Origin of the sequence: Salimicrobium jeotgali (assembly GCF_001685435.2) — a bacterium.
Taxonomy (GTDB): domain Bacteria; phylum Bacillota; class Bacilli; order Bacillales; family Halobacillaceae; genus Salimicrobium; species Salimicrobium album.
The window spans coordinates 1,297,789-1,321,751 of the sequence record NZ_CP011361.2; the positions used below are offsets into that span (position 1 = coordinate 1,297,789).

General features: G+C 41.7%; 30 protein-coding genes and 2 pseudogenes. 19 read left to right on the forward strand and 13 right to left on the reverse strand.

Annotated elements, in window-relative coordinates; all coding sequences use genetic code 11:
- Positions 1–9: 9 nt before the first annotated feature.
- Positions 10–744, reverse strand: a complete 735-nt coding sequence (locus tag AAV35_RS06500; protein ID WP_008587631.1) for a SurA N-terminal domain-containing protein — start codon at positions 742–744, stop codon at positions 10–12.
- 169 nt (positions 745–913) lie between these two features.
- Between AAV35_RS06500 and AAV35_RS06505 the strand changes: the two genes are divergently transcribed.
- The 4 genes from AAV35_RS06505 (at position 914) to AAV35_RS06520 (ending at position 4,871) form a co-directional block, all read left to right on the forward strand.
- The gene (locus AAV35_RS06505; RefSeq protein WP_008587634.1) at positions 914–1,120 is read left to right on the forward strand and encodes a cold-shock protein; all 207 of its coding nucleotides are present in this window, start codon (positions 914–916) and stop codon (positions 1,118–1,120) included.
- Positions 1,121–1,199: 79 nt separating this feature from the next.
- Complete coding sequence (locus AAV35_RS06510; protein WP_008587635.1) at positions 1,200–2,813, forward strand: ABC-F family ATP-binding cassette domain-containing protein; 1,614 nt, start codon at positions 1,200–1,202, stop codon at positions 2,811–2,813.
- A 135-nt stretch (positions 2,814–2,948) separates the two neighbouring features.
- Entirely contained in the window at positions 2,949–3,773 is an 825-nt protein-coding gene (locus AAV35_RS06515) for a LysM peptidoglycan-binding and 3D domain-containing protein (RefSeq protein ID WP_008587637.1), read from the forward strand.
- 105 nt (positions 3,774–3,878) lie between these two features.
- Complete coding sequence (locus tag AAV35_RS06520) at positions 3,879–4,871, forward strand: zinc-binding dehydrogenase (protein ID WP_008587639.1); 993 nt, start codon at positions 3,879–3,881, stop codon at positions 4,869–4,871.
- Positions 4,872–4,994: 123 nt separating this feature from the next.
- On the opposite strand, the gene AAV35_RS06525 is transcribed toward AAV35_RS06520, so the two are convergent.
- Together AAV35_RS06525 and AAV35_RS06530 are read right to left on the reverse strand one after the other, a co-directional pair.
- Positions 4,995–5,231, reverse strand: coding sequence for a hypothetical protein (locus AAV35_RS06525; protein ID WP_008587641.1), 237 nt, complete (start codon positions 5,229–5,231; stop codon positions 4,995–4,997).
- A 15-nt stretch (positions 5,232–5,246) separates the two neighbouring features.
- Positions 5,247–5,849: a recombinase family protein gene (locus AAV35_RS06530; protein WP_008587642.1), complete on the reverse strand. Its 603-nt coding sequence runs from the start codon at positions 5,847–5,849 to the stop codon at positions 5,247–5,249.
- A gap of 400 nt (positions 5,850–6,249) precedes the next feature.
- On the opposite strand from AAV35_RS06530, the gene AAV35_RS06535 reads away from it, so the two are divergent.
- The 6 genes from AAV35_RS06535 (at position 6,250) to AAV35_RS06565 (ending at position 10,368) form a co-directional block, all read left to right on the forward strand.
- Positions 6,250–6,984, forward strand: coding sequence for an SDR family NAD(P)-dependent oxidoreductase (locus AAV35_RS06535; RefSeq protein WP_008587644.1), 735 nt, complete (start codon positions 6,250–6,252; stop codon positions 6,982–6,984).
- 109 nt (positions 6,985–7,093) lie between these two features.
- Positions 7,094–7,285: a hypothetical protein gene (locus AAV35_RS06540; protein ID WP_008587647.1), complete on the forward strand. Its 192-nt coding sequence runs from the start codon at positions 7,094–7,096 to the stop codon at positions 7,283–7,285.
- Between the two features lie 631 nt (positions 7,286–7,916).
- On the forward strand, positions 7,917–8,135 hold the full coding sequence (locus AAV35_RS06545) for a helix-turn-helix transcriptional regulator (protein WP_008587649.1): 219 nt from the start codon (positions 7,917–7,919) through the stop codon (positions 8,133–8,135).
- Between the two features lie 3 nt (positions 8,136–8,138).
- Positions 8,139–8,510, forward strand: a complete 372-nt coding sequence (locus AAV35_RS06550; protein WP_008587651.1) for a hypothetical protein — start codon at positions 8,139–8,141, stop codon at positions 8,508–8,510.
- A gap of 446 nt (positions 8,511–8,956) precedes the next feature.
- A complete protein-coding gene (locus AAV35_RS06555; protein WP_008587653.1) occupies positions 8,957–9,517 on the forward strand; it encodes a GNAT family N-acetyltransferase in 561 nt (186 codons plus the stop codon).
- A 566-nt stretch (positions 9,518–10,083) separates the two neighbouring features.
- Positions 10,084–10,368 carry a helix-turn-helix domain-containing protein gene (locus AAV35_RS06565; RefSeq protein WP_008587656.1) on the forward strand — a complete coding sequence of 95 codons (285 nt, stop codon included), beginning with the start codon at positions 10,084–10,086 and terminating at the stop codon, positions 10,366–10,368.
- 153 nt (positions 10,369–10,521) lie between these two features.
- On the opposite strand, the gene AAV35_RS06570 is transcribed toward AAV35_RS06565, so the two are convergent.
- The 7 genes and pseudogenes from AAV35_RS06570 to AAV35_RS06600 form a co-directional block, all read right to left on the reverse strand.
- The gene (locus AAV35_RS06570; protein ID WP_008587658.1) at positions 10,522–10,773 is read right to left on the reverse strand and encodes a hypothetical protein; all 252 of its coding nucleotides are present in this window, start codon (positions 10,771–10,773) and stop codon (positions 10,522–10,524) included.
- A 100-nt stretch (positions 10,774–10,873) separates the two neighbouring features.
- Complete coding sequence (locus tag AAV35_RS06575; protein ID WP_008587660.1) at positions 10,874–11,140, reverse strand: type II toxin-antitoxin system RelE family toxin; 267 nt, start codon at positions 11,138–11,140, stop codon at positions 10,874–10,876.
- A gap of 3 nt (positions 11,141–11,143) precedes the next feature.
- Positions 11,144–11,359 carry a type II toxin-antitoxin system RelB family antitoxin gene (relB, locus tag AAV35_RS06580; protein WP_008587661.1) on the reverse strand — a complete coding sequence of 72 codons (216 nt, stop codon included), beginning with the start codon at positions 11,357–11,359 and terminating at the stop codon, positions 11,144–11,146.
- Between the two features lie 88 nt (positions 11,360–11,447).
- Positions 11,448–11,660, reverse strand: a pseudogene (locus AAV35_RS06585) (transposase); the annotation flags it as partial.
- 922 nt (positions 11,661–12,582) lie between these two features.
- Positions 12,583–12,912: a hypothetical protein gene (locus tag AAV35_RS14350; protein WP_156330840.1), complete on the reverse strand. Its 330-nt coding sequence runs from the start codon at positions 12,910–12,912 to the stop codon at positions 12,583–12,585.
- 165 nt (positions 12,913–13,077) lie between these two features.
- Positions 13,078–13,428 carry a hypothetical protein gene (locus AAV35_RS06595; protein ID WP_008587667.1) on the reverse strand — a complete coding sequence of 117 codons (351 nt, stop codon included), beginning with the start codon at positions 13,426–13,428 and terminating at the stop codon, positions 13,078–13,080.
- Between the two features lie 23 nt (positions 13,429–13,451).
- Positions 13,452–14,105, reverse strand: coding sequence for a hypothetical protein (locus tag AAV35_RS06600; protein ID WP_008587669.1), 654 nt, complete (start codon positions 14,103–14,105; stop codon positions 13,452–13,454).
- Positions 14,106–15,011: 906 nt separating this feature from the next.
- Here AAV35_RS06600 and AAV35_RS06605 point away from each other — a divergent pair.
- The 5 genes and pseudogenes from AAV35_RS06605 to AAV35_RS06625 all read left to right on the forward strand — a co-directional run.
- Positions 15,012–15,230: a DUF3953 domain-containing protein gene (locus AAV35_RS06605; protein ID WP_008587671.1), complete on the forward strand. Its 219-nt coding sequence runs from the start codon at positions 15,012–15,014 to the stop codon at positions 15,228–15,230.
- A gap of 76 nt (positions 15,231–15,306) precedes the next feature.
- A complete protein-coding gene (locus AAV35_RS06610; RefSeq protein ID WP_008587673.1) occupies positions 15,307–15,591 on the forward strand; it encodes a hypothetical protein in 285 nt (94 codons plus the stop codon).
- A gap of 138 nt (positions 15,592–15,729) precedes the next feature.
- The gene (locus tag AAV35_RS06615) at positions 15,730–16,050 is read left to right on the forward strand and encodes a cupin domain-containing protein (RefSeq protein WP_008587674.1); all 321 of its coding nucleotides are present in this window, start codon (positions 15,730–15,732) and stop codon (positions 16,048–16,050) included.
- Between the two features lie 282 nt (positions 16,051–16,332).
- On the forward strand, positions 16,333–16,923 hold the full coding sequence (locus AAV35_RS06620; RefSeq protein ID WP_008587677.1) for an ankyrin repeat domain-containing protein: 591 nt from the start codon (positions 16,333–16,335) through the stop codon (positions 16,921–16,923).
- A gap of 123 nt (positions 16,924–17,046) precedes the next feature.
- Positions 17,047–17,460: pseudogene (locus AAV35_RS06625) on the forward strand (deaminase); the annotation flags it as partial.
- A gap of 31 nt (positions 17,461–17,491) precedes the next feature.
- Here the strand turns inward: AAV35_RS06625 and AAV35_RS06630 are convergent.
- The gene (locus AAV35_RS06630) at positions 17,492–18,259 is read right to left on the reverse strand and encodes an SDR family NAD(P)-dependent oxidoreductase (protein WP_008587681.1); all 768 of its coding nucleotides are present in this window, start codon (positions 18,257–18,259) and stop codon (positions 17,492–17,494) included.
- 147 nt (positions 18,260–18,406) lie between these two features.
- On the opposite strand from AAV35_RS06630, the gene AAV35_RS06635 reads away from it, so the two are divergent.
- The 4 genes from AAV35_RS06635 to AAV35_RS06650 all read left to right on the forward strand — a co-directional run bounded on the left by AAV35_RS06635 (position 18,407) and on the right by AAV35_RS06650 (position 21,360).
- A complete protein-coding gene (locus AAV35_RS06635; RefSeq protein ID WP_008587683.1) occupies positions 18,407–18,856 on the forward strand; it encodes a GNAT family N-acetyltransferase in 450 nt (149 codons plus the stop codon).
- 235 nt (positions 18,857–19,091) lie between these two features.
- Positions 19,092–19,472 (forward strand): PadR family transcriptional regulator, encoded by a 381-nt coding sequence (locus AAV35_RS06640; RefSeq protein ID WP_008587686.1) that lies wholly within the window; start codon positions 19,092–19,094, stop codon positions 19,470–19,472.
- Positions 19,473–19,487: 15 nt separating this feature from the next.
- Positions 19,488–20,492 carry an LLM class flavin-dependent oxidoreductase gene (locus AAV35_RS06645; protein WP_008587688.1) on the forward strand — a complete coding sequence of 335 codons (1,005 nt, stop codon included), beginning with the start codon at positions 19,488–19,490 and terminating at the stop codon, positions 20,490–20,492.
- A 22-nt stretch (positions 20,493–20,514) separates the two neighbouring features.
- Positions 20,515–21,360, forward strand: coding sequence for a CvfB family protein (locus AAV35_RS06650; RefSeq protein ID WP_008587690.1), 846 nt, complete (start codon positions 20,515–20,517; stop codon positions 21,358–21,360).
- Between the two features lie 246 nt (positions 21,361–21,606).
- Here AAV35_RS06650 and AAV35_RS06655 read toward each other — a convergent pair whose 3' ends face one another.
- The gene (locus tag AAV35_RS06655; protein WP_008587692.1) at positions 21,607–22,722 is read right to left on the reverse strand and encodes a glycosyltransferase family 4 protein; all 1,116 of its coding nucleotides are present in this window, start codon (positions 22,720–22,722) and stop codon (positions 21,607–21,609) included.
- 12 nt (positions 22,723–22,734) lie between these two features.
- Positions 22,735–23,883 carry an NAD-dependent epimerase/dehydratase family protein gene (locus AAV35_RS06660; protein WP_008587693.1) on the reverse strand — a complete coding sequence of 383 codons (1,149 nt, stop codon included), beginning with the start codon at positions 23,881–23,883 and terminating at the stop codon, positions 22,735–22,737.
- Between the last annotated feature and the right edge of the window lie 80 nt (positions 23,884–23,963).

Consider the following 23,963-nt stretch of genomic DNA (forward strand, 5'->3'; position numbering starts at 1 on the left):
GGGTTTCTTTTATACATTAACTTTAACGTCGGCTTTCTCACGAAGGGATTCAATGTGTTTGTTGACGGCTTCGCTCTGTTTCTGGGAAGCGAGCTGCTGTTTGATCTGGTCTTTCATCTCTTTGAAAGAGCCGAGTTGCTGCTGCTGTGCTTTCTGACCGTCTTTGTTGCCTTCTTCTTTCTGTGCATCCTGCTGTGCTTTCATCTGTTCCTTCATTTTCTCATACTGTTCTTTCGCTTCTTTATCCGTAACTTCCGGAACGTCTACGTTTTTGTCCACGTATTTCTGTGCTTTTTGACTTTTCTTCATTTCCTGTTTAATTTCTTCCTGAGACATATCATTTTTTTCAAGGAATTTTTCCCACTGATCGTTTTCTTTGTACTGTTTTTTCATTTCCTCGAACTGCTTGTTTATTTCTTTATCCGATACTTTAATATCCATTTCTTCCGCCTTCTGCATCACAAGCTCTGTGCCGATCAGCTGATTGATGGCGGTTTTATTGATCTGATCTTCCTGCTTGGAAGCGTCCATGCCGAATTGTTTGTACTGCTGCTTGACGCTTTCCACATTGGATTCGAATTCCTTCTGGGTAATTTCTTCCCCGTTTACGACTGCTGCCGCTTTGCCTGAATTGTCTTTATTTTCTTTGGAATCCCCGCTGCTGCTTTTTCCGTCATCTCCGGAAGAACATGCTGCCAGAAGAGTGACTGCTGCAACCAGAACGAGTAATAATACTTTTTTCATTGAAAAGCTCCTTTTCGTAAAAACGTTAATTGGAGTGTAGCACACAGGTATGGCGGTGTAAAACCTCCGGCGCGATTTACACATTTGTGCCATATAATTTTGACTTAACCGGAAAAAAGTAGTAAAATTAAAACAATTGTTTATTCTCTAGAATAAGAGGTGAGATAGTATGGCATTCGGAAGACAGAATCAGGAGAAAGCACCAGAGGAAGAAACATCCGTGTGGGAATGTACCGCGGAAGGTTGTAACTGCTGGATGAGGGACAACTTCAAAGATAAACAAGTTCATACATGCCCCGTCTGTGACAGCGAAATGAAACGCGCTACAAAAACGATTCAGGTCGTTGAGAATAAAAGCTTATACTATAATCAGTAGAAACGCGGATGCCCGCGTTTTTTATTTTGTGATTTCCTGATATAATAAATGAGAATTTTTGAATGGAGGATTAGTTACTATGCTACAAGTACAAAACGTAAGTCTACGTTTCGGGGATAGAAAACTGTTTGAAGATGTGAACATCAAGTTTACAGAAGGTCACTGCTACGGATTGATCGGGGCCAATGGTTCCGGGAAGTCGACGTTCCTTAAAATATTAAGCGGCGAACTGGATGCACAGAGCGGAGAAGTCGCTCTCGGCAAGGGGCAGCGTCTTGCCGTTTTGAAACAGGATCACTTCGCTTATGATGAATACAATGTTCTTGATACGGTCATTATGGGATACGAACGGCTGTATGAAGTAATGGAAGAGAAAAATGCGATCTATGCGAAAGGTGACTTTACGGAAGCGGACGGTATGCGGGCTGCGGAACTTGAAGGTGAATTCGCAGAGATGAACGGATGGGAAGCGGAATCTGAAGCTGCACAACTTCTTACGGGTCTCGGTGTAGATGACGCTCAGCACGATAAAAAAATGAGGGAACTTCCTGCAAACGACAAAGTCAAGGTGCTTCTCGCCCAGGCTCTGTTCGGCAATCCTGATGTACTGCTTCTCGATGAGCCTACCAACCACCTTGACATCCACGCCATCCGCTGGCTGGAAGAGTTCCTCATCGAATTCGAAAATACAGTGGTAGTCGTTTCCCACGACCGTCACTTCCTTAATAATGTATGTACCCATATTGCGGATCTGGACTTCCAGAAAATCCAGGTATATGTAGGGAACTACGATTTCTGGTACGAATCCAGCCAGCTTGCCAGAAAAATGGCAGAAGAACAGAACAAAAAGAAAGAAGAGAAAGTCAAACAGCTGAAGGAATTCGTCGCCCGTTTCAGCGCCAACGCTTCCAAATCGAAACAGGCTACGTCCAGGAAGAAAATGCTTGATAAAATTACGCTTGATGATATCCAGCCGTCTTCCAGGAAATATCCTTATATAGCTTTCCAGGCGGAGAGGGAAATCGGTAATGACTTACTGACGGTGCAAAATCTTTCCAAGACGATAGATGGTGAAAAAGTGCTGAACAATGTAAGCTTTACACTCAATAAAGACGACAAAGTCGCCCTTGTCGGTTCTTCCGAGACGTCCAAAACGGCACTTCTTGAAATACTCGCCGGGGAGATGGAGCCGGATGAAGGTACGTATAAATGGGGGGTCACGACATCCCAGAGCTACTTCCCGAAAGATAACACGGAATACTTTGAAGGGAACGAGAAAACGCTAGTCGAATGGTTGAGACAGTATTCACCGGAAGACGAGACGGAGACATTCCTGCGCAGTTTCCTCGGTCGCATGCTTTTCTCCGGGGAAGAAGCACTGAAGAGCCCGAATGTTCTGTCCGGGGGCGAAAGAGTCCGCTGCATGCTTTCGAAAATGATGCTCTCCGGAGCTAACGTTTTGATTCTGGACCAGCCGACCAACCACCTGGATCTGGAGTCGATCACGTCCCTGAACAAAGGAGTGGCCAATTTCAAAGGTTCGGTCATTTTCGCCTCGCACGACCACGAGTTCATACAGACGGTGGCGAATCGTATCATCGAAATCACTCCTAATGGAATAGTGGATAAAGAAATGAGATATGATGAGTATCTCGATGACCCTAAAGCTCAGGCGGAAGCTCAACAAATCTAAGCTTTGTAATGTCTGTGCAATGTGAATGTTAATATTGCAAACAAACTGTTAGCTCCTTGTTCTTAAATTATTCTGTACACCTGTTATTATGGATATTGTGCAGATGAGAGATAACCATCAAGGAGGAATTAACAAATGAAAAAACAGATCGTTACACTAGCAACTACAGCAGCCCTTACAGGAGCATTCGCTACTACAGTAAGTGCTGAGGATCACAACGTAAACAGTGGAGATACACTTTGGGGCATCTCCAAACAATATAATGTGTCGGTAAGCCAGCTGAAATCCGTCAACGGCCTTAACTCCAACATCATTTATCCTGGACAGTCGTTGAGCGTGGACGGTAAAGCGGCAGAAAAAACAACAACAAATTCCAACGTCTATACCGTAAAATCCGGAGATACACTTCACAAAATCTCCAGCAGCCATGGCATCAGCGTGTCTCAGGTGAAAAGCTGGAACAATCTATCCAGTAACCTGATCCACCCTGGAGATGAATTGGCGGTAGGAAGTAAAGCGGCAGTTAAATCAGCTTCTGACTCCAAACAGGAAGAGAAAGCGGCTTCCAGTGCAAGCAGCAGCTCTGCATCCGAGCAGAAACAAAGTAGCAGCACAGCATCTGAAAGCAGCAGTTCCAGCTCTTCTGAAAGCAGCTCCCAGGGAGATGTACAGAAGCAGTTCACAGCTGAAGCTACAGCATATACAGCTTATTGTGCAGGATGCAGCGGTGTTACAGCTACAGGTCAGGATCTGAAAGCCAACCCTGGTCAGAAAGTCATCGCAGTCGATCCTGACGTCATCCCGCTCGGTTCCAAAGTATGGGTCGAAGGATACGGAACAGCTATCGCTGGTGATACCGGTGGAGCTATTAACGGCAACCGCATCGATCTCTTCATGCCTAGCCAGGGTGACGCCCTTGACTTCGGACGTCAATCCGTAACTGTTAAAGTACTTGACTAATATATTTTAAAACGAGAGTTCATCCTTAAAAGGATGGACTCTTATTTTATTTTCCACAGATTATTGGTAAGCTGAAGGTAGTCTTAAAAGAAAGGGGACAGTAATATGAAAGCGATTGTACATGAACACAAGCAGGGAATCTCCGGACTTACATACAGGGAGATGGACGTAAGGACGCCCGGTGCCGAAGAAGTGCTTCTGAAAGTGAACGTGGGTGGACTGAACCGGAGAGATGTGGCGGTCGTCGAGAACAAACATGACCCGGAATCAGGACCTTTCATTCCGGGATCCGATGCTTCTGCTACGATTGAAGAGACGGGAGCGGACGTCAAAGATTTTCAAAACGGGGAGGAAGTCATTATCTATCCAGGTCTCGGCTGGAAAGAGAAAAGTGATGCTCCGCCGGAAGGATATGAAATCGTAGGGTTCCCGAAAGACGGGACATTCGCCGAGTATATCGTCATGCCAGCGGAGAACGTGCGTAAAAAACCTGATCACCTTACGCTGGATGAAGCGGGAGTACTGTCTCTTGCAGCATTGACAGCTTACCGGGTAATGTTCACCCGTGGAAATATATCTGAGGAAGATACGATTCTTCTGCCTGGTATCGGGAGCGGTGTACTGACATATGCACTGAAATTCGCAAAAGCAGTCGGCGCACGTGTCATCGTTACCTCACGTTCGGAAGATAAGATGAAAGAAGCTCTTGATATAGGAGCGGACCGGGCCGTTTTCACCTATGATGACTGGAATGAAGTTCTTCATGACGAGACGATTGATGTAGTAGTCGAGAGTATCGGCGGCGAAACATTCCAGAAGTCCATCGATGCCGTAAGAAGAGGGGGAACTATCGTAACGTTCGGTGCTACAACGAAGGACACTTTCGAACTGGATATCAGAAGTTTCTTTTATGGCCAGTATAATCTTCTCGGTTCAACGATGGGGAGTATGGAGGAATGGGTGGACATGCTTCAGTTCATAGAGAAGCACGACATCCACCCTGTTGTAGACAAGATGTTTTCAGCAGAGAACTGCCAGGAAGCCTTTACGTACATTAAGGAGTCCAAAAACTTGGGTAAAATAGGCATTAAATTTTAATCTAGTTCTACTTTAAACTTAGTAGTAACTCCGAAATAAAATTTAATACCGGTTAAACAACCAGAAGAGAGTAATTATCTTATATAGAGAAGGAAGCTGATTTTTTCAGCTTCCTTCTTCTGATTATACGTAGTGCATACCGAGAATGATAATATAGGGACTGATTAAAAGCAGGAAACTTAACATAACTAATTTATAGTTCCGTAATACCAGTGCTACCATTCCTCCGAACAGACCGCTTATAAAGGTAAAAAAAACTGTATAAATCACTCCGTAATCCACAAAGAAAAATTGCCAATAAGAGTGAAGCCCCAAGAGAAAGAGGAACCAATAAACAATGTAGGGGAATTTTTCTTTCATTACAGCAGGACTCCTTTACATATCATCTTCTACTTGCCGGACGAGTTTGTAAAAGGTCGTTTTCTTCACTTCCGCCTGTTTCATCGCCTGTGTCGCTGTAATATTTCCTGACTTCCATTCATTGTACGCTTCCAGGAAAGCATCTGTAATCTCAGCTTTCGGGCGACCCAATCGTTTGTAGGGATTGTTGACTTCGCTTTCTTCTTCCTTCTGCAACTCGCTCTCATCGTTATCATTTTTGGCCATCCAGGAAAGCATTTGTGAAACGAGATCGGCAATAAATGTCCCCATGCTGTCTTTATACTTTGTCGTATCCAGAAGAGGCATGTCCAGTACGACAACATCTACTTCAAGCTCTTTCGTAACAGTGTGCCATTCCTGCATAATCTCTTCTTTACTACGCCCCAGATGGTCAAGGGAATGAAGGTAGAGAACATCTCCCGGGTAAAGAATCCGTTTAAGAAGCTCATAATTATCTTTTCGAACGCTTTCATCAGTGTTCACATCTGTAAAAATGTCCCGCTCCTGAATGTTTTTTTCCTTTAGACCGGTAATCTGTTTATTATTATTTCGTTCATTATTGTCGGTATATATGTATCCGTATTTTCTGTTTTCCATCGTACAGCCCCGCTTTTCTTATGTATTATTCATTCATATCATAACACAAACGTTCGTAAAATTTCATTACTTAAACTACAAATTGACTTAACCTGGTTAAGATAAAGTGTACAAGTTAATTTACGAACGTTCATTAATTGGTGGAAGGGTGTTGCTTCTTATTTTTTATCCGAATCGATCAATATCCTGAGCCGCTTGGATATAACTGTGTTGATCTCTTAAAATAAGGGGACATAAGCCGTGATGAGTTTGCTTACGGAAATGATGGACCAGAAGGGGAGGGGCGCCAGTCATTCTTCTTTCTTAAGTTTCGTTTAATATTGCTGCAGCTGCTTGTATAATCAGAATTAACTGTTTCCAAGAGTAACCCACTGGATTGTCTGATAAGGAGGTTTTTATAATGAGACGTTTTGAAAACAAAGTAGCACTGGTGACAGGCGGACGAAAAGGAATCGGCCGCGCCATAGCCAGACGCCTGAGTGAGGAAGGAGCAACGGTCATAACTGCACAACGCGGAGAGGGTGAAGAATTTGCTTCTGTTACCGCAGATTTCTCCGATCCGGAAGCACCGGAGAAAATTATTGAAGAAGTCATCGCCCGCACCGGTCGACTGGATGTGCTGATCAACAATGCGGGAATGATGCAGGAGAGTTCTATCGAAGAAATGAGCCTTGAGGATTGGGAGAGGAATCTTAACGTGAATCTGACAGGTCCATTCTTGATGATCCGTGCTGCCTTGCCGTATCTACGTAGGACAAAAGGTACTATTGTCAATACCGGTTCGGTGGAAGGGCTGGCAGCGAACCCCGGACACGCGGCATACAGTGCCGCAAAGGCTGCCATACATGGATTGACACGTGCGGTAGCTGTAGATCACGGACATGAAGGGATCCGCTGTAATGCAGTAGCACCCGGATGGATTGATACCGAATTGAATCTTGATTTTATCAAAAGTACACCAGACCCTGAGGCATTCCAGTGGAATATAGGAAACATCCACCCTGTGGCCCGTACGGGTACGCCTGAAGAAGTGGCGTCTCTTGTGGCTTTTTTGGCAGCTGAAGAAGCCGGTTTTATTACAGGGCAGGTCTACCAGGTCGATGGTGGACGAACAACTAAACTGAGTCTGCCGTAACGTCAAGTCGTATCTGCCGTATTTTAGTCCAGGGATCGATGAGAGACGGGTTATATTTTTGAAAAAGCGGCTTGTTTATATAGTTTATTTAGTAAAAGGGAGGTTTTCGATGAGTGCAAGACTCAAAAACGGTCTTCTCTCAGCTATGGTTTTTGCGGTTATTTCTATGTCCTTCAGTTACTTTGTTGAAGGAGAGATAAGATGGAATAACGTTATAGGCTTGGCCATAGGTGGATTTGTTTCCTGGTATTTTATTATACCCAGAATCAATAAGAAGAGAGCTGACAAAAAGAAGGGGTGAAGCGTCATTTCAAAACTGGCAGGAGGCTGGACTTTGTTTGTGTTGTTAAGAATTCTAATGTTTTGAAAGGGAGGGCTGGGTTATCGTTAAGTATTTTTATGGGATACTGATAAGTATAATTCTATTTACAGGTGTTACAGGTTTAATTTTTGGAAGCGGAGAAAAGACAGACTGCAATGTGTTCAAATATTATCTATTAATAGAAAGCATTTAATTTTATTACTAAGTAGTTACTCCGAACATAAGTTAACATACATAATCATTAAGACCAGGGTATTATAAAAATACGGCATCAAGAGTGCAAAAGTAGTTAGAGATCGGCTTTCAGATATAACATGGCACCAATGATAATGGTTTAATTTCAAAGTGTTACTTAGATTATCCAAATAGCTATTAAACTGCACGGCAGGAAAAGATTTTATTCATTAGAGCTTTCAGGTTTGGAGTGAAATAATTGAAAGACTCAGGTCATTTATCTAAAAAGAGAAGATACCAAGAAAGATTCGCAGTTATTTATTTTGTGGTAGCTTTATTTTTTATAATAGTAGTATTAGAAGATGATTATACAAAAAAGTAACATATATTTTAATTTAGTATGATATATGTTACTTTTAATAAGGGGTATTATACAATGAAAAAAAAGACAGTAGCGAATAAAGTGAAGATTTCTCGTTTGGAAAAAGGTGATCTGACACAAAGTGAGTTAGCTAAAAAAGTAGGTGTAACTAGGCAGACAATGAATCTTATTGAGGCACAAAAGTATAATCCCTCTATTTACGTGTGCCTCAATGTTAGTCTACATTTAGAAAAAAGTTTGGATGAATTATTTTGGTTAGAAAAGGAGTGTTAACTAATGCCTAAATATTTTTTTGAATTGTTTGTTTTTCTCATTTTTTTAATTGGGGTTTTGGGATTAGTATCTGGAAAAGTAGAGTTATCAGGTTTTATTTCTAGTGTTATAGCTTTTACTATTTTAGAATCATTGAGAAGAAAAAGCGAAAAGAAGAAAAAGGATATACATTACGATGAAAGAGTGATAAAAAACATTTACAAATTTACTTCTACAGTATTATTAATAGCAGTTTCAGTATTGTTGGTTTTTCTAGCAATTAATAGTTATTTATTAGGAATAAATACCATACAGATAAATTATTTAATGCTCTACCTTATAGTTACTTTTTATATTTCATTATTTTTAGGACCAACAATAATAAAAGACAAATAGAATAAAAACGAATATATCATATAGGTGCACGTTTTGATTGTGGCCGCCATCACTTTATCGATATATGTATTGGTGAAATTTCTGATAGGTGTTTACGTAGAAAAAAACGAGAGGGGGGCGTAATAAAGCGAAAAGATATCCCGGATTCCAGTCATATAGAATGCCAGGACTCACAGAGGAGAATTTTTAATAAGTTATACAAAATAACGATCGTTTTTAATACAACACTTCTTAGACAAAGTGAATAATTTTTACATTAATTATGGTCCAATACAATTAAACAATCGGTCTCTTTTTTTAACAGTATCTTCAGTTTCGTTTTCAAAAAAATGGTACAATGATTACATAATATAAATGAAAGGTGTGATGTCTTATGGCACATAAACTAAATGTTAATAGTGGAGAAAAGACGTTAACGAAAAATAATATGCTAAGGAGATGTCACATTGATAACAAAAGAACAGGAATTCTATTCAGAAACGGAAAGATTAGTACTAAGGCCTTTGGAGAGCTGGGATTATGAAAGATGGCTGGAAGGGTTCCGTGGTACACTTCCTCAACAGTATAAGCACGATAACCCTAAAATGGACGTGGATGGATGGACGCAAGAAAAGTTTAATGATGTCGTTTCGAGACATAAGCAGCTAGCGGAACAAGATGAGGGGTACATTTTAAGTGTTTTTCGTAAATCAGATTTAAGTCACATTGGTATGGTTGGACTTTGGACCCTTATGAGACGTGAGTTTCAGTGGGGATTCTTGGAATACAGACTCCATAACCATTATTGGAAAAATGGTTATGGAAAGGAATCTGTTAGTGAAGGATTAAATTTTGCTTTTAAAAACCTTGATTTTCATCGAATGGAAGCTCATATAAACTTGGATAATAAGCCCTCGGTTCAGCTAGCAGAACGTGTTGGTTTGACTTATGAATGTACTAGAAAAAAGTTCATTAATGAGTCTGAGGGATGGACGGACAATCATATCTATTATATGAACTCAAAATAATTTTAAAACGAAACGACCTATTACAACTTCTTTCTATGCCGCAATAGGGTAGGATGGTATAAAAACCACAAGCCTAATTCCTTTTCTTTTGAATAAGGAATTAGGCTTTATAATTTATGACATATGTGCAAAATAACGATCAAAGTGACATCAACGATCAAAATGAAATGTCAGCTTATCGGTGTGAAAACTTCAAAATTCAGATCTATCTCAAAGTACTATATGTTTGTGTTATTGAATTATTGTGCCGTTGAGTTACTGTGTTATCTTTCATAGATAAACCTGGAAGTGGTACCTAGAAGATGAGGAAACCACGGATTTATTAGACCATAGTAAAGATTGCCTTGTGCGATTTGAAATAGAACCTATAAAACGCGAGGGGCCGTACCGCAACCAGAAATTACCCGGGAAAGAAGTACGGTTCACTCATGAACCGATAGACGGGGATTACGACAGGTTGTACGAGACATTATCCGGTGAGGTAGTTACGTATCATTTAGGAGAGTCCCGGAACGTATTTTCGGGAAAGGACAAGTATACGAAGACCTTTCGAAGGAGATGATTCGATGAAGGACCTGACTCGTACAGATGACATTTTTAAAGAACTTCCGGAAACCGAGGAGTTCTTCCACGGTATCGGCGCGATATTGGGACGCGCCGTCTTTGCAGCCCGCATGGAAGCGTCGCTCACGCAGGAAGAGCTTGCCGAGAAAGCCGGTGTTGACCTTAAAACCGTCACACGAGCCGAGGGCGGTTCAGGTGTTCTTGAGGTCCGTATGTTCGACAAGCTGTTTCGAGCGCTCGGCATATCGTCGCGGGAGTACGCGGCGCTCTTTGTTGAGGCCCAGTGATTCATTTACGAGTAAGTGCGTAGGTATACAAAGACATACCTATTACAAATTTCTGCCGACCTTCTTCACGATGGAGGTGGGCTTTTTTTACTCATTTTGTTCGATGATCGCGATAAACCTCTGGATCAAAAAAACAATCTCTATCTTTGAAGATTACGTTCGTTTTCCTGGCGAGGGAGAGGTGCAAAGCGTCTCCATGAATGTAGATACACTCTTCGTTAAATGAGAAGGATCTAGGTGCCGATGCGATCGGGCCAAAGAAGTCACATCTTCAGCCCCAAAAATAGTGAAGCTATGTTCTGGAACCACCTTTTTAATTTCGTTGTAGGCCTCCTTCGCTTTCTCTGCCGACGCTACTTCTAAAAACTCATCTATAGAAGCGGAAACAATATACAGTCTGCTCATATTTTTTCTCCTTTCCAAATGAACGAGTTGCTACCCGGGGACGTTTTCCTTTCTTCCAATTTTCGGGAGATTTTCTGAACTATGGGGAAGTCATTTGTTGTTACTCATAGATGTCTTTACGATGGCCTATATTAAAAACAATAATTTTAATTTCATTATCGTTGATGTCGGCTAAAATGCGATAATCTCCTACACGATAGCGCCAATACGCTTTCAAATCCTCTTTGAGTGCCTTGCCTAAAGCTCTTGGGTCTTTAGCATTGATTAAATGTTTTTCTATCCAGGCAATAATTAGTCTTTGTTGTGCTTTATCAACTTTCTTGAGGCTTTTTATTGCTTTTTTTGTATAAACAACTTGATAGGACATGGACTATAAACCTAAGTCATCTTTTAATTCATCATGCGTATACGTAGCAGGAGGTGTATTTTTTTCATATTCTGTGATCATGCTCATATCAAATTCGTCTTCCATCTTCTCTTCCAGAGTTTTTTTAAATAACGTTGATAGAGGGACATTGTTCAATTCAGCGTACTCCTCAAAAGTTTGCGATTCATTTTTGTTCAGACGTATAGTTATTGTTTTCATCGTTATCACTCCTTTTGTTTCATTGTAACACATTGTAACACATTTTGCTCTTGCATAGAGTTGAAATTATATAAGTTAAACTAGTGTTTTATAGCCTCACACATAAACGATCGATGACCTCTTCACGGCGTTGTTGCACATCTTGCAGGAACTCCCGGACCGCGAGAACGATTTTCTGCACGCTCCCGAAAAAGACATTGGGAATGACGGTTTCTTTCAGCCATTTCCAGACGCCTTCCATCAAATTGAATTCCGGGCTGTAGGGTGGCAGAAAGACCAGTTCCAGCTTTAATGATTCATGGTGATAGAATTGATAATATGTAATATATAACCATTGGGTAAGTGTGAATTATTTGCAATCTAGGTTCTTTTTACACAGTATATATCTCGAACCTGAGTCTTCAAGTAAAGGGCAGGTTAGTTGAAGACTCAGGTTCGAGACAATATAGAGCTTGAAACTAAATTTGATTGGTGTCGTACGTGTATAATGAGCAGCTTTTTTAGTAAAGGTTAAATATAAATTGAAAAGAACCATTCTTATCGTGCTTAAAGGATCATAATTAGTATCATTAATTCCTGGAATAATTGTATTGGCGCTTACGTGATGGTTCAGTAAAATGGGTTTCCCCTCTATATATCAGGATTTTATCTGGAAGTTTATTAACTATTGCTGCTGTAATCCTCTTTTATATTGGATTGGTTAACATTCGGGTGGGGAAGCTTACAGTATTCTTTGTTTTTTTAATCCTTTTTTTTATTGCATCTTTTGCAATCGGATTTAAGGTAAACATAAATCAATCAAATCATAATTGATTAATCACTTTCTAGGTAACGTTTTAGAATCAAACCTTTATATATTGGGCGGTAGTCAAATATAGATGATGGCTATTTCACTAACGTGGGAAGATAATCAACAAGAAAATGCTAAAGAGTTACGATATTTCAAAGATAAAATCGGCAAGCGTATAAGAGGGTTTTAAAAGGGAGAGAGAATACTAGTTGAAGGTAGAGGCTTATTTAGTCTATCAGTTATAATTACCTTCGCGATGGCACAGAAATACTGGATTAAATGAGGGAATCCATGCGTTCGCACCACGTGTTCAATGATCTGAGGCCTCTCTGATGTTGTTATTTCTTCTTCTTCGCCTGCCTTTCGCGTTCGTCGAGCTTTTTTACGAAGGACAATTTCACCTCCAAATAAGCAATACGCGCTTCTGCCTTTTTCAATTGATCTTCGGAAGATAGATCTTTTGAGGAAGGTCGTGCTGATGCTCCTTTTCCACGTCGCTCCGTATAACCCCGTCTTCTCCGTATTTCTCGAATGTCTTGCGCCAACGCGTTACACACTGGTAAGTCTTTTTCCTGCCAATCACCGACATGTCGAACCCGAAATCTACAAAAATGTGATAAGAACGTTTCCCTTCTTCATTATCTTTCACAGCCTTTATTTTGAATTCCGGCGCATACGTAATGGAACGATCAGAAACCTTGAGAACTTTCGGATAGGCTTCTAATTTTATTCGTTGTGCTTCTGTGGACATTATTGTAGACATATAACCTCGTTCTTCGTAGTTATCTTAATTATATAAAGACTATTCGAGGTCATAAAACACAAAAACCCCGAATAATGGACATGAATAAAAAGGTGTCTATTATTCGGGGTATAGTTCATTACGAACTCTTTTTAAAAAGCTCTTTTTAAAAATCAATTTTTTCTTTTATGTTTCTTGCCATGGCTTAAATGTTAGTTGCATGATTGTTGTGGCTAATATACCGGCTATCACTGTCATTAATAAGATAGCGAGTCCGTTAGGCAGATCAATATTAGCTATAAGTGGTAAAGCAAAGATGAATAGTAAATCAAGTATAACTGTTTTTAGTTGATTCGTTTGAAGTTTGTAATTTTTCACGCCCAATAGTACAACACCTATTAATGACATTATGACCCAATGCCATATAAACGAATCTTCGTATTGAAGATAATACCCAAAATATCCCGCTATACTACCACTTATCAAGATATAACCTATAATAGATAAAGTTTTCAATGTTTGCTTATCTGGTTCCATGGAATAACCTTCCTTATTTAGGATTACCAATACCCAATGTCTAGTGGTGGATAACTGAATACTGGTTTGACATATACGCCTTGTCCAGTAGAGGCTGCCCAAGTGATTCTACCAGCGAGTTCACCCAATGAGGGGGCTGAAACGGCTCCAAGTATTATTGAAATTGTGGAACCTACTGGTCCAGAAGTTGCTCCCCCGATAGCGATTAGAGCTGCTTGTAAAGCATACGGACCAGCTTGTGCTGCGGCTAGTAAACCAAATGAACCTGCCACAATGTCATTATGACTAATGTACAATCCGCCATCTTCCACATGAAATTGAGGTGTAATCATTTCTGAGGAATTGTCATTATTAATTTGGTAACTCAGTATTTGATCGGTTAATCTCTGGTATTGTTCTTCCGTAAAATTGTAATCATTAAAGAGTTCTTCCTTAGTTAATTCAATATCTAAGGTACGATCTTCCTTGTTGTATTTAAAGAACTCTCCTATCGAAATTACTTTGTCCAAGAATGATTGATCCTTTTCACTGAGTTGTAAATTCCGCAAATAAACGTCATCAGACTCGATAGAGGATTCAGTTGATGCGTTTACCGAGGGGACAAATAAAGTGAAGAAAAGTGTTAAACTGATAAAAACTGCTATACTCCTTTTCCAATTTGAGCTTAACGTACTCACAAAATCGCTCCTTTTCATAAGGTAGTTGCAGTATAAAACTTAGCAATAATATACTGTAATAAAATATAAGAAGAAAAATGATAGAAGCCCTATAGTTATATAAAAATGCGCCATTTTCTTACTAAATGATTTATAAGGCGGATTTGCTTTCATTAAATGAGCTTTTGTTCTCAATATTTATCCCTCTTCCTTTTTAATTAAATTTAATCAAAACCAGCAGATTGAGCGCCAGCCCTTCCGCCAGCTACGTTGCCAGCAATTGCTCCAGGAATTCCAAGACCTCCGAATCCGGCAAGTCCAACTGTAATATCTGTATCTGTAATGCCTGGATTACATTCTGGGGGACTCTGCCAAAAAGTTGCTTGGGTGTACCGTCTGTAAGGTTCGGGAGTCTTTCTATGCAAGTTGCTAAAGAAAGTAAGAAACGTAAAAAAGCCACTTACTAACGATCCCTTAAATCAATAAGGTTTCTATTGTGCAATCAATGAAGAGCAGGAGTTTATGAGGAAGATGTTGGAAGTGACTGACATCTAGTATATCAAGAAAGAAGTGAATGGAAAAGGATGCAGCTACTCAGATGTTGCAAGAATGACGAATACGGACGTCCGCACGGTAAAGAAATATGCAGACCAGGAAGGTTTCGTCTTTTGAACAGAACTAAAAAAGAATCAACCAGCCGCTGTCATGGGTTTCGTAAAACCGAAGATTGTTGAAGGGTGATGGTTTCAGAGTTTTTGAAAGAAGCGTGTGTACCTAAGTGTCGAGGAAGAAGAAGGAGTTAATTGAGGAAGGGGAATATGTTTTTTAGATGGGTTAAAACGATTCTTCGATCAAACCTTTAGAATAATAATCGGTAGTGTTATCACGTACATATGATGTTGTATAGTGGGGAGGGGGGAGTTGTCAGTGAAAATACTTCAAATAGTGCTGGGGGTCATCATAACTATCCTGGCCGGGTATAGCCTCATAACCGGTATGACTGATATCGGACCTTACCTTCTGTTGTTGATGAGCGGGTTGGTTATCCTCATAGGGATCAACGAATATCAAAAGCGGAAACCGGCTGCTTTCACACTTTTTCTTTCCGCAGGTTTTACTATCTTTGTGGCAGTTTATATTTTATAGACCATCTGTACCTTCAGGAGAGAAGTCACTCTTTATGATTGAATAGTTGGAGCCCGGAAAGAAGGAGGATGTTACTTTGAAAAACCTGTATGTTCATCTTTTGAACGTAACTGCTTTGGTTTTATTAACTGTTTTTAATCTTTTTGCTTATCTCGGGTTGAATTTCACTCCATTAGATGAGCCTCTTACAGCGGAATATACTCATCTGGCCAGCTTTTATGTACTTTTAGGGAGTTTTTATTATTTACAACTACAGCAAATCTCACGGGTTAAATTTATAATTATTATCATGATTGAATTTTGTTGTATTTATACGTGGGCTTTGTTTGGGGAAGGTGTACTGGAATCTTTGATTGAGTAGTACTTCCCGTTTTTTCGCCCGGGTATTCTTTAAGCGCTCCATTATGCTGTCAGCCGCTATAGAACCTCTATGCATGGACCGTATGGTATAATCGATTTAGGTCCATACTATTATATCTTTAAAAAGAAGGTGACTACTATGCATGTTTATTCAATTGAAGACGCAAAGCAGTTCAATGATGAACGATTTACCAAAGTCAATCTGATTAAAAATGACCACAGTACCGCATTCGTGCTGAACTTTTTACCTGGACAGCATATGAAAGCGCATAATCATCCACATCGTGAATTGTATTTGTACGTTATCGACGGAGATGGGATCTTCTTAATCGACGATGAAGAAGTAGCGGTGTCAGCAGGTGATGTGATTTATTGTGACTCCAAGCAGCAGCTCGGTTTTACCAACACCAGCGATGCGCGCGTTTCGATTTACGCAACGATGACAAAATTGCAGGACTGATACAGCGGGTGAACTGCAAAATTAAACCTTGAAAATCTATGTATGTGAACTGTTAGAGGTGGAGGAAAAGTCCCCACCTCTTTATTTATGGTTATAAGAAATTTCACAACGCAGGATTTGGCATATTCGTTCAGGGTTAAATGAATTGATAAAAGAGAAGGTGAAGGGATTATGAAGGTAGGGCAAATGTTCGTCAGTCTGCTTTTTTTGTTTTTGCTTACCGCTTGTCACTTAACCTCTGACTCCCCGGTAGACGTGTCAAAAGAGAAGGAGAAAGATACTATGAATCAACAATTAATCGACTCCGCTCAATGTGGGGACACGAAGAACGTCCTGGAGCTTCTGGAAAAGGGTGCAGATATCGATGCTACGAATGAACATGGAATGACCGCTGTAATGGCCGCAACCCGTGAACATCACACAGGTACTGCAGATGCCCTTATTCAACGAGGAGCGGATATTGATATACGGAATAACAATCAGGATAATGTACTTTTATATGCAGGGGCAGAAGGGTTTCTTGACATTGTGAAACTTGCAGTTGAAGGAGGAGCTGATACGACGCTCACGAACCGGTATGGCGGAACGGCACTTATACCTGCTGCAGAAAGAGGTCATGTTGACGTCGTGAAAGAGCTTTTAACCAATTCTGATACAGATGTTAATCATATTAATAATCTGCACTGGACAGCATTATTGGAAGCGATCATTCTAGGGGATGGCGGCAGGGACCATCAAAAAATTGTACAGTTATTGGTGGACTACGGGAGTGATCTCAGTATTAGTGACAGGGAAGGTGTAACGCCTTTACAGCACGCCAAGAATAATGGATACCAGGAAATTGTAAGTATACTAAAAGAAGCGGGAGCTTGATTACCATTGGAATAAAACTGCAGGATAGAAAGGGTGATCGTGTTTTTTCAGGATTACTTTACATATTAAATTAGAAGGGGGAGATCAACCGTGAATTCCATTTTTTGGATAACAAATGCACGTTTGCTGGTGCTCCCGTCGTTCATCGAAAAACATTGTCATTTAGACAAAACATTACTTGGAGACCGTTGGCGTTCTGTACCCTCCGTCAATAATATCTTTGAAAGACTTGAAATTGAAAAAGAGGTTATGCCTTCCCTGGAAACTACTACAAAAGAACGTGCAGAAAAATTACTTGAATACTATGTAAACTCCGGCGTAACCCATGCGCGTACCCACGTGGATATCTATCCGGAAGTCGGTTTGAAAAATCTGGAGGAAATCCAACAAGCATTACAAACATTTGAAGGAAAACTATCCTATGAAATCGTTGCCTTTCCTCAACATGGTTTACTGCAAACGAAGACGAAAGATTTAGTAAAGAAAGCACTTGGTCGAGGGGCGGACTTTGTAGGCGGAGTTGATCCTGCTACCATATGATTTTATGAACGGGACTGCATTGATCTTCTTATAATTTTCCGGCCGTATATCCACCGTCCACCGGTACCGTGACACCATTGATCTGCTTCGCAAGGTCGGAACATAAAAATGCAACAACGTTCCCCTGATCTTCCGGTGTGGACATTTCACCTGCAGGGAGTGACTCCAATACGCCGTTATATTGTTCCGGCTGGTTCTGGGCCCATTTTTCAATGGCCGGTGTAATGGTTGCGCCCGGAGCGATTGCATTAATACGTATGCCCTGTTTTCCGTATTCCAGTGCCACGGACTTCGTCAGACCGACGACACCGTGTTTTGAAGCGGTGTATGGTGTCATCTTCGCTGAGCCTTCCAACCCGGATCCTGAAGCGGAGTTGACTATCGAACCGCCGCCCGTTTCCAGCATCGCGTTAATCTGGTGCTTCACACAGTAAAAAACTCCGTACAAGTTTATTTTTATCGTTTTATCCCAGTCTTCGGATTCCATTTCTCCTATTTTAACCTGACCCGCGTTAATACCGGCGTTATTGTGAGCGATATCCAATTTACCGAAAGCGGAGACCGTTTCATCCACTAATGCTTTCACCTGATCTTCGTCACTCACGTCACACTTGAAGAATTGTGCTTCGCCGCCATTATCCCTGATCATTTTAACGGTTTCTTTCCCGCCTTCTTCGCTGACATCAGAAACCATTACTTTGGCTCCGGATTTTGCCAGGGCGATCGCACTGGCACGGCCGATGCCCGATCCTGCTGCAGTGACTAATCCTGCTTTACCTTTAAGTAATTCCGTCATAACAATCTCTCCTGTAAGCCAATTTGTAAGAAAAATCACATGCTTTCCGGTACATGTTATTTTATAATCTGTATAACAACTAAAGTTTATCATTATAATTGGTGATTTTCGAAAATCATGATTTACCGGCATGTGGGGGGGACCGTCTTGATTAAAATAGTAGATATAACCGACTCTGAGGTTGCGGAAGAAGTGTTGAATATTCAAATACCTTCCTACAATAACGAAGCAGAACTGACCGATTTCTTTGAGTTGCCGCCTCTGAAGGATACAGTACATTCACTGCAACAGTGTGAAGAAACTTTCTTCGGGTACTATTTAGGAGAAGAACTGTGCGGGGCAATTTCTGTGAAAGTGGTAAACCGCGTCATTGACATACATCGATTAATGGTACACCCTGATCATTTCAGGAAAAGGATTGCTACAACGTTGTTACGCTTTATAGAGGAAGGTGCGGACTTTGAAGCGATGACAGTGTCAACCGGATCTGCCAATGAGCCCGCAGTCAATTTTTATTTGAAACACGGGTTTGTAAAAACAGGGGAGTCCAAAATAACAAAGGATTTTTCAATTACTTCTTTTAAAAAAATGCTATAAGTGAGTTCGTTTTCAAAGTACATACGTAGAAGAAGCAAGTTTCCTCAAACATTGAAAAGGAAAAGCATATCCGCTTAATATTTAGTAGCAACTCCTAACATAAATTAAAAACCTATTCTCTAAGCAAACTTTTTCAAAAATATACGATACGAAGCACGAGAGATTGAACAAATGTTCTTATTCATTTAATTACCCTCGTCTCTGAGGTAAAATGATAGGGAGGAGGGGTGTTTTCGTGAGTCACAAAAATAATCCTAAAAAATTCGCATTGAATATGAGCGCAGCTCAGTTTACCAAGTTTTATATTATGCATCTGCTTCAGGTGAAACAGCCGATGATCAGCGAACACTTCAAAAAGGAATTCAAAACCTTAACAAAAAACTGGATACCGGCACCTTCCACGCTGCTGGATACTTTACATGAGATGACGGAAGAAGGGCTTCTGGCAAGGAAGGAAGACTATAAATCCCATGACAAGAAGCGGCAGAAGGTGTATTGGTACTATTTGACCGATGCCGGGAGAGAAGAGTTCGAAGTTCTTAAAAAGAGATATAAAATTCTCTTTGAAGAGCAGCAGCAGATTTTAGACAAAATAATGCGGGACGTGTATAAATAAACAGGAGGATGTACAGTGATACTTAGTGTGTTGGATCAATCACCGATTTCGGACGGAGGTTCGCCAGGGGACGCGTTAGCACAGACGACAGAGCTTGCACAGTTCACGGAATCCCTCGGTTATCACCGGTACTGGGTGGCCGAACATCACAATACGAACGGGTTAGCCAGTGCCGCTCCGGAAGTAATCATAAATACGATTTTAAGTAAAACGACGAACATAAAAGTAGGGTCAGGGGGAGTGCTGCTGCCACAGTACAGCCCGTTGAAAGTTGCCGAAGTGTTCCGTACACTTGAAGTCTTCTACCCGGGTCGGGTGGATCTCGGTCTCGGAAGATCTCCGGGAGGAGGCCAGAAGACGAGGGCGGCTCTGACTGATGGAGTGAACAAGCCGCTCAGTTCTTTTCAGCGGCAATTGAAGGAACTGCAGCATTTCCTTTACGACGACCTTCCAAAAGGCCACGATTATTATGGAGTAAAAGCAAAACCGGCATCGCCGACGATTCCTGACATGTGGGTGCTCGGTCTCTCGGAGCGGGGTGCCCGGCATGCGGCGAAGCAGGGGACGGGCTTCACTTTCGGGTATTTTATCAGCCCCGATGCGGTGGAAGAGGCCCTGCAGACTTACCGCGATAAGTTTGAGCCATCTCTGCAGCTCAGCGAGCCTTCCGTGAATATGTGCGTCTTTGCTGTATGCGCGGATACGGAAGAAGAAGCGGAGTATCTGGCCAGGAGTCAGGATATGTGGTTACTCCAGGTGGAAAAAGGACTCGATACGAAAGTATATGCGCCTGATGAGATTGATTTTGATAATCTGCCCGGGGACGAAATAGACAAAATACAGAAGAACAGAAAACGAACCATCATAGGCACCCCTGAAAAGGTGGCAAGGAAATTACAACAGTTATCCGAATCGTACCAGGTGAACGAGTTTCTTCTTATAACGAATATTTACGATTTTGAAAAAAAGAAAGCATCTTATCAAAAAATCAAAACGGCTGTCGATCGTCTGTATCAGTAAAACAGCCCGAAAGGAACTAGCTATGAACTTATCTATTATCGGAACCATTCAAAAAGCGGAAGTCACCGGTGACGCTGAGGTTACCGTACACGGAGAGACACTCCCGCTGGAGACGACTGATGGCGCTCCGGCCCTGAATACAGAAATAGAGGTATTCTGCTACCTGAATAAAAACGGGGATCTCGTCACGACGGATTCATTACCGGCAGCTACCGCAGATGCTTACGGATGGGCGGAAGTTGTCAGTATCCTGCCGCATCTCGGAGCATTCGTCCATATTGGAGTGGAAGGCAAAGACATCCTCGTTTCCAAAGATGACCTGCCTCTGATGAAGGCTGTGTGGCCGAAAGAAGGAGACTTCCTGTTTGTTACGCTGGAGACGGACAAGAAAGGAAGACTCGAAGCTAAACCCATTTCGGAAGACGAAGTAATGGCAGAACTTGATAAGGCTTCTGAAGATATGCTGAACAAAGAAGTCGGAGTACGTGTGTATAAAGCTGTAAAAGCCGGTTCTGCTGTACTGACGGAAGAAGGATATCGCGGGTTCATTCATCCGACGGAGCGGATCGCGGAACCGAGGCTCGGGGAAGACTTAACAGCAAGAGTAATAGCCGTTAAAGAAGACGGCACTTTGAATTTGTCCTTGAGACCCGTAAAAGCGGTCAGCCAGAAAGAAGATGCGGAAGTGATCTACGAGTATTTAGAAGAAAATGACGGCGTTATGTTCTTTACGGATAAAAGCGATCCGGAAGATATCCGGGCAACATTCGGCATCAGCAAAGCTGCATTCAAACGAGCATTAGGAAAGCTTATGAAAGACAATAAAGTGATCCAGCAGGAAGACAAAACAGTCATTAAACATTCATGAACGGGCCGGGATCAGCGGGGGCGATAGATATTCTGTTGATCTTGTCTGTATATAAAAGAGGGGGAGTATTAACAATAAAAAGATAAAACCCCTCTCTTATTAATAAAATTACTTAGTTTACATAATATATATTATAGGAAGTTAAGGGGAATTACTTTTCTATGTCTCATAAACTAAGTATACTTATGATAGTGAGACAAAACATAATTTAACAGCTCCCTGATACATACGTAACGGGAGCTGTTTTTATTTGGCTATAGCAATCGTCTTCTTATAGATCTCAAGAATTTGTTCGGAAGGTTTCTCCCAACTGAAATTCTCAGCTTCTTTTCTGGCGTTTTCGCTGAGATGTTCCAGCAGTTCGGGGTCTTCCAGTTGCTCTACAGCATCTATCATGCTTTGAGTGTTCTCGTTTTCGAACAGTATTCCGGTTTCGCCGTCTACTACCTGTTCTTTCGTAGGACCACTCTCAGCTGCTATTACCGGCAGTCCGGATGCCATAGCTTCCAGTATAACGAGTCCAAGCGTTTCCGTCACCGATGGAAAAATCATCGCGTCCCCACTTGCAAACGCTTCTCTGAATTCTTCTCCGTGCAGATTACCGGTAAATACCGTTTTCGTCCCCTCAAACTCTTTCTCAAGCTGCTGACGGATCGGTCCGTCCCCTATGATGGCCAGAGAGACGTCTTTCCGCTTTTCCAGAAGAGGTTTTATTTTATGGATTTCTTTTTCCGGAGCAAGACGTCCGACGAATACCAGCAGTTTATCCCCCGGATTCCCGTTGGATAATCGTTCTCTCATACTCGTGCTTTCGTGCTTCGGATGGAAATGGTCGATAGCCACGCCCCGTTTCCAGACTTCAAGATTGTGTATGCGCTTTTGCTGCAGTTCTTTCAATATCGTTTGCGATGTACATACGTTTGTATGGGCATAGCTGTGCAGTTTCTTGAAATATGCCCAGAAAATCGGTTTAAAAGGATAAAGGTTATAGTAATCCAGGTATTTCGGCACGTGTGTATGATAGGAAGCCACGAGCGGAAAACCTAATTTGTTGGCATAATATACCCCGGATACCCCTACTAAAGCAGGGTTGACGACGTGAACCACGTCAGGGTTATGTTTTTCCAGCAGGTCCTTTACTTTTCTGCTCGGAAGGGAAAAGTACTTGGAAGAGTAAACGGGTAGCTTTGCGGGTTTTATGCCCTCCACAATCGCTCCGTCGAATTCTTTCACCCCAAGATCAGGGGCTATAATGACCACTTCATGCCCTTTTTTATGAATATAAGTAATAGCCTCCTTCAGACGGGTGACCACCCCGTCTGTAGAAGGCAAAAAAGTTTCTGTAACAATAACGATTTTCATAAAGGTCCTCTATTACTTCCAGGTGACAGACGGAAGAACGTTGTCTTTAATGACGCGGTCTTTATGATCAATCACCGTCTGGAGCATGTCTTTGATGACTTCGTCTGTCAGAAGGTGTGGTTCCAGTCCGAGATCACGAAGTTTCGTATTGACTGCACTATAGTAATGGTCTTCTGCTTCCACCCTTGGGTTCTCCATGTTATCAATGGAAACATTGATACCTTCTTCTTTGGCTACCTTCTGAACTTTGTCTGCGAGCTCTTTGACAGAGAACCACTCCGTAAACTGGTTGAATACGCGGAATTCACCCGGTTCGGCAGGGTTTTCGGCCGCAATCTCTACACAGCGGACCGTGTCCTCGATGTTAAGGAAAGCACGCGTCTGTTTACCGGAACCATAAACGGTCAGGTCATGTTCGATGGCTGCCTGGTTGATGAAACGGTTAAGAGCCGTGCCATACACCCCGTCGTAATCCAGTCGGTTGTTCAAAACAGGATCCTGCTTCGTTTCTTCGGTATGTAAACCGTAAACGATTCCCTGGTTCAGATCAGTGGCACGGATACCCCAGATTTTACAGGCGAACTGGATGTTGTGGCTGTCATGAACTTTTGACAGGTGATAGAAGGACCCCGGCTGTTTCGGGTAAGGAAGAGTGTCTTTTCTTCCTTTATGTTCGATTTCAATATACCCTTCTTCAATATCGATGTTAGGCGTGCCGTACTCACCCATCGTCCCGAGCTTAATAAGATGACAGTCCGGTGCCAATTCTTTGATAGCGTAGAGTACGTTCAGGTTCCCCATAACGTTGTTCGTCTGAGTGTACACCGCATGTTCACGGTCGATCATGGAATAAGGCGCAGAACGCTGTTCGGCGAAGTGGACGAAAGCATCCGGCTTGAACTGAGTAAAAACCTGCGTCAGGAAGTCATGATGGTTCAGATCACCCACGAACGTTTTGATTTCTTTACCGGTAAGCTCTTTCCACTTATTCACCCGTTCTTCGAGTGTGGCGATAGGTGTTACCGAGTTCGAATGCAGTTCATTATCGATTTTACGTCGTACTAAATTGTCGAGGATTGCTACGTCATGACCCTGCTTGGATAAATACAAAGCAGTAGGCCATCCACAGAAGCCATCTCCTCCGGCTACAATGATTTTCATAAATATCTTTCCCTCCTAAATCAACATACATCTATAGAATAACATTTTCTTCAGTATAAGCGCTATTATTTTATGGAAGA

Excerpts from the sequence above, each read along its gene's own strand:
- AAV35_RS06650 (WP_008587690.1), top strand. The coding sequence starts at position 20,515 with ATGAACTTATCTATTATCGGAACCATTCAAAAAGCGGAAGTCACCGGT.
- relB (WP_008587661.1), bottom strand. The coding sequence starts at position 11,359 with ATGAAAACAATAACTATACGTCTGAACAAAAATGAATCGCAAACTTTT.
- AAV35_RS06510 (WP_008587635.1), top strand. The coding sequence starts at position 1,200 with ATGCTACAAGTACAAAACGTAAGTCTACGTTTCGGGGATAGAAAACTG.
- AAV35_RS06520 (WP_008587639.1), top strand. The coding sequence starts at position 3,879 with ATGAAAGCGATTGTACATGAACACAAGCAGGGAATCTCCGGACTTACA.
- AAV35_RS06525 (WP_008587641.1), bottom strand. The coding sequence starts at position 5,231 with ATGAAAGAAAAATTCCCCTACATTGTTTATTGGTTCCTCTTTCTCTTG.
- AAV35_RS06630 (WP_008587681.1), bottom strand. The coding sequence starts at position 18,259 with ATGACGGAATTACTTAAAGGTAAAGCAGGATTAGTCACTGCAGCAGGA.
- AAV35_RS06570 (WP_008587658.1), bottom strand. The coding sequence starts at position 10,773 with ATGAGCAGACTGTATATTGTTTCCGCTTCTATAGATGAGTTTTTAGAA.
- AAV35_RS06655 (WP_008587692.1), bottom strand. The coding sequence starts at position 22,722 with ATGAAAATCGTTATTGTTACAGAAACTTTTTTGCCTTCTACAGACGGG.
- AAV35_RS06515 (WP_008587637.1), top strand. The coding sequence starts at position 2,949 with ATGAAAAAACAGATCGTTACACTAGCAACTACAGCAGCCCTTACAGGA.
- AAV35_RS06505 (WP_008587634.1), top strand. The coding sequence starts at position 914 with ATGGCATTCGGAAGACAGAATCAGGAGAAAGCACCAGAGGAAGAAACA.
- AAV35_RS06500 (WP_008587631.1), bottom strand. The coding sequence starts at position 744 with ATGAAAAAAGTATTATTACTCGTTCTGGTTGCAGCAGTCACTCTTCTG.
- AAV35_RS06530 (WP_008587642.1), bottom strand. The coding sequence starts at position 5,849 with ATGGAAAACAGAAAATACGGATACATATATACCGACAATAATGAACGA.
- AAV35_RS06660 (WP_008587693.1), bottom strand. The coding sequence starts at position 23,883 with ATGAAAATCATTGTAGCCGGAGGAGATGGCTTCTGTGGATGGCCTACT.
- AAV35_RS06595 (WP_008587667.1), bottom strand. The coding sequence starts at position 13,428 with ATGGAACCAGATAAGCAAACATTGAAAACTTTATCTATTATAGGTTAT.
- AAV35_RS06575 (WP_008587660.1), bottom strand. The coding sequence starts at position 11,140 with ATGTCCTATCAAGTTGTTTATACAAAAAAAGCAATAAAAAGCCTCAAG.
- AAV35_RS06565 (WP_008587656.1), top strand. The coding sequence starts at position 10,084 with ATGAAGGACCTGACTCGTACAGATGACATTTTTAAAGAACTTCCGGAA.
- AAV35_RS06550 (WP_008587651.1), top strand. The coding sequence starts at position 8,139 with ATGCCTAAATATTTTTTTGAATTGTTTGTTTTTCTCATTTTTTTAATT.
- AAV35_RS06545 (WP_008587649.1), top strand. The coding sequence starts at position 7,917 with ATGAAAAAAAAGACAGTAGCGAATAAAGTGAAGATTTCTCGTTTGGAA.
- AAV35_RS14350 (WP_156330840.1), bottom strand. The coding sequence starts at position 12,912 with ATGTCTACAATAATGTCCACAGAAGCACAACGAATAAAATTAGAAGCC.
- AAV35_RS06540 (WP_008587647.1), top strand. The coding sequence starts at position 7,094 with ATGAGTGCAAGACTCAAAAACGGTCTTCTCTCAGCTATGGTTTTTGCG.
- AAV35_RS06535 (WP_008587644.1), top strand. The coding sequence starts at position 6,250 with ATGAGACGTTTTGAAAACAAAGTAGCACTGGTGACAGGCGGACGAAAA.
- AAV35_RS06620 (WP_008587677.1), top strand. The coding sequence starts at position 16,333 with ATGAATCAACAATTAATCGACTCCGCTCAATGTGGGGACACGAAGAAC.
- AAV35_RS06615 (WP_008587674.1), top strand. The coding sequence starts at position 15,730 with ATGCATGTTTATTCAATTGAAGACGCAAAGCAGTTCAATGATGAACGA.